This is a genomic window from Nostoc sp. (assembly GCF_035638895.1).
GTDB lineage: Bacteria > Cyanobacteriota > Cyanobacteriia > Cyanobacteriales > Nostocaceae > Nostoc.
The window spans coordinates 1-3,936 of record NZ_DASQZC010000295.1 but is presented as its reverse complement, the minus strand read 5'-3'; the positions used below and the strand labels follow the sequence as shown (position 1 = coordinate 3,936).

Here is a 3,936-nt window from a genome sequence, read left to right as displayed (position 1 = left end):
AATCAAGCGATCGCTGCTATTTGAAACGCGCTTACCCTGAACGTGCTACCCTTTTTAGACAGGGGAATTAAACGCCTTAACCTTGTTGAAGGATTCTTATACTTTAGATGCGTTTGCCGTGGCTTTCTCCCTAAATCAACTCCTGACTGAGCAAAAAGCAAGTAATTTGACCAGCATGAATTGATTTACTGCATAATACTACTCACAGATCAGGATGCTGGACGCATGATTACTAAACCTAAAATTTTTATTGATGGGGAATCGGGAACCACAGGCTTACATATTTACTCACGCCTCAATCAACGGGATGATATCGAGTTAGTTAGCATTGAGGCATCTAAACGTAAGGATGCAACTGAGCGAGCTAAATTAATTAATGCCGTTGATGTTGTCATTCTCTGCCTACCTGATGATGCAGCCCGCGAAGCTGTTAGCTTAGTAAGTAGTACTACGGTTAAGATCCTTGATGCTAGTAGTGCCTATCGGACAGCTAATAACTGGGTATATGGTTTTCCTGAACTAAATCCAGGACAGCGAGAGAAAATAGCCAGCGCTCAGTATGTCAGCAATCCAGGCTGTTATCCTACAGGCTTTTTAGCCTGTATCCGTCCGTTGATTGCCAAGGGAATTTTAAAGAGTAATTTTCCCATCACCGTTAATGCAGTGTCAGGTTACTCTGGTGGCGGAAAGAATCTGATCAAACAATACCATACCTTCCATGAACAGGAGGCTGGAGGAGAGTCGCTCTATCCTTATGGTATCTACGGTTTGCAGTTTGGACATAAGCATGTCAAGGAAATGCATCATTACTCAGAGTTAGCATCGCCGCCGCTATTCGTACCGGCAGTAGGAAATTTTGAGCAAGGGATGCTGGTTCAAGTGCCTTTGCCGTTGGGGACTTTGGATAATCCCCCATCAGGTGAGGTTATTCATCAAGCGATCGCTAACTACTACCAAAGTGAAAAATTTGTCCAGGTTGCTCCCTACCAAGATTCTACACTGCTGCGAGACGGAATATTTTTGGATGCGATGTCTACGACGGGCTACGCCAACGCAATCAACGGCACCAATATTGTTCAGGTATTTGTATTCGCCAATGACACTACCAAAGAAGCATTGCTAGTTGCTCGTCTCGACAATTTGGGCAAAGGCGCATCGGGAGCCGCAATCCAAAACTTAAACATCATGCTAGGCTTTCCAGAAGAATTGGGATTGTAACAAAAAGCTCAGATTACCGACTTCTCTAATTCTGAGCTTTTCTGAGTGTACGATCTGGTTTACTTCTTGGTAATAGCACTATGCCGATGACATCTAAATGTCTTAATACGGAATAAAGTTAAAATTAGAGTAATATACCAAGACTTTATGGAAAAATGCAGGATAATATCTATGATTACATCGTGAAAGCTGCCCTTACCCAATATAGTATGGCTCAAGGACAGCGTTGTTTTTTAGGTCACAGTGGAAGTATAACCTTCTGTATAAAAACACAAGCAGGAAAATTTCTTCTCCGTATTCATCGACCAATATCTACGCTCCAAGGCGATGTTTGGGAAAAACCACAGGTGATTGAGTCAGAACTACTGTGGCTTGATGCCTTGCATCATGACACAGAAGTTGTTGTGCAGGAGCCAGTAAAAAATCTACAGGATAAATGGCTCACTCAAGTTTTGGCAGATGAAACCGAAGAAGTGTTTTATTGCTCACTGCTGCATTGGATTGATGGCAACATCCTCAACGCAGAACGAACTCCACAACAAGCTTACCAACTTGGTTTGTTGTTAGCTCGATTGCACCAGCATAGTAGTCAGTGGCAACTGCCACAAAACTTTGTTCGCCCAGCCTATGATAAGAATCGGCTGCAAGTAGCACTCTCGGCTCTTTATCCAGCAGTATTACAAGAATTGATTTCAGATGAAGACTACAAGACCCTCGAAGTAGGAGCTTGCCAGGTTCAAAGGATGATAGAAACACTTGGTCAGAAACAAAATGTTTGGGGACTGATTCACGCTGACCTTCATGAAGGCAACTATCTATTGCACAACGAGGAATTCTGTCCAATCGATTTTGCTCGCTGTGGCTTTGGATATTATCTTTACGATATTGCAAGTTCGCTTCAATATTTACTTCCCACTGTTAGACCTTCCTTTTTTGAAGGCTATCAAGCTATCCGTAAGCTACCTGAACACTACTTACAGATTACAGAAGGTTTCTTTATCATGGCGCTGATTGAAGTGCTTTCTTTTCATGTGAATAATCTACAAGAGCATAAGTGGATTTCGGAAACTGTGCCGTATATTGTTAAAGAACACCTTCATCTGTATCTTGAGGGCAAGTCATTTTTGTTTGATAAATACTTAGGTAGTCGGTGACGGTCAGTTGATTTATCCTTTCAGTTTTTCAAGCAATTGAATTATATGAGATTCAAAGCCTCTATTTCTCTCTTGAACTGATTCAACCAAAGGTTTATTAAAAAGATTAATCATATATTTACCTAGTTGAATACCTAGAGGTTTTAAATGTCCACCTTCCAAGGTATTAATAAATTCTTGTGGTGGTTTTCTCAATGTTTTAGTAAACCATTCACAGGTTAATTGAGCAATATTATCAGATTTAAAACAAACTAAACCCATGATATTAAATAGTCCACTATCCTTGATTAAATTCTTGGTTTCTTCAGGGGTTGGTTTCACACCCCAACCAAGATTATCGATGATATCTGCTAAAAACTGAGGACGAATTGCGCTGGCTGTATCGCTAATATCAGGTGCTAAGAGGATAGAAACTTGTCCTTTAATAAAGACACTGTTAATTTTTATTTCCCGATTTACGTAACTGTAAATTAGTTTCCGATCTTCTACAATTTTTCGTTTAAGTTCTTCAAAGAGAATGTTAATGTCTGCAATAACATTTTCTATCTGTGAGTTATCCGAAGTATAAGATAGCAGATTCCGAATAAAGTCTTCTCTATCTTGAGGCTCTGGAGGTAAAGCAGTAAATCCTTCTAATAAGGAGATATATTTACAGCCAAGGCTATGTCCAATCCAAGAAAAGTTTTTATCATCTAGATAGGCTTCATAATCATATCCTTCAACACTTGCCATCCTCACAAGCTCTGGCAGAATTTCATACTGCTCTCTCATGAGGAAACCAGCTTCTACATAATGATTAAAAGTGAAATTAAACGGCAAAAGAATAATTGTATATCCCTGCTCATATAGGCATTGAAGCAGATAGCGATAAAAAATCATGGGGCCAAATGTACCAAAGAAAGCCCCTGCAATAAATTGAATTACTCCTTTAGGCTGTGGATGCAGAGCAACCCAACTGTGAGAAACGGGTTTAAATCTTAGTTTTAAATTTGTATTTACCATGATTTAGCAATGAGTGCATCTCATTTTGGTAGGTGTATACTTAATCTCCAAACTGAAGTTGCTGATTTTCGGATATTTCCTTGTTTCCAGCAAGACCACTATTTGCCTACTTTGTCAATGTGTGAATCCTAGCCCTGTGAGTTTGATTGGCTGCGATTTTGGCAGCATTTTGAAGATATCAACAGAAGTCCAGTGGATTTTTTCTGCTTTAGTTTACGTAAATACTTTTTTGTAACATCAACTTTATCAGTAAATCAAGACCAGTTGGGCATTGCAGACAGCGATTTGTGTGTAATAAAGCTTGTACAATTGTCAAGGCGGTTTTTCCTGCCAGAATACTTCTCAGGCGTAAAATTTATCGACAGCAAAATTTTTCTACTTTGTATTTTTCCATCCTGCACTTGTGGCAAAAATGCCCCAAATTAGGCGCTTCTATCTTGCAATAGATAACTTTTACCCTTATGACTGGAGAGCAAAATCTTGGGAATAGAACTACGCAGTTTCGTATTTCTCGACAGCCTGCAACCTCAACATGCAGCATATATGGGAACAGTAGCTCAAG

General features: G+C 39.8%; 3 protein-coding genes. 2 read left to right on the top strand and 1 reads right to left on the bottom strand.

Annotated features, from left to right (window positions below; all coding sequences use genetic code 11):
* Positions 1–228: 228 nt before the first annotated feature.
* Both argC and VE944_RS14380 read left to right on the top strand, forming a co-directional pair.
* Positions 229–1,218, top strand: coding sequence for an N-acetyl-gamma-glutamyl-phosphate reductase (argC, locus tag VE944_RS14385; protein ID WP_324978087.1), 990 nt, complete (start codon positions 229–231; stop codon positions 1,216–1,218).
* 155 nt (positions 1,219–1,373) lie between these two features.
* Positions 1,374–2,372: a phosphotransferase enzyme family protein gene (locus VE944_RS14380; protein ID WP_324978085.1), complete on the top strand. Its 999-nt coding sequence runs from the start codon at positions 1,374–1,376 to the stop codon at positions 2,370–2,372.
* A gap of 12 nt (positions 2,373–2,384) precedes the next feature.
* On the opposite strand, the gene VE944_RS14375 is transcribed toward VE944_RS14380, so the two are convergent.
* The gene (locus VE944_RS14375; protein WP_324978084.1) at positions 2,385–3,374 is read right to left on the bottom strand and encodes a DUF1350 family protein; all 990 of its coding nucleotides are present in this window, start codon (positions 3,372–3,374) and stop codon (positions 2,385–2,387) included.
* Positions 3,375–3,936 lie beyond the last annotated feature (562 nt).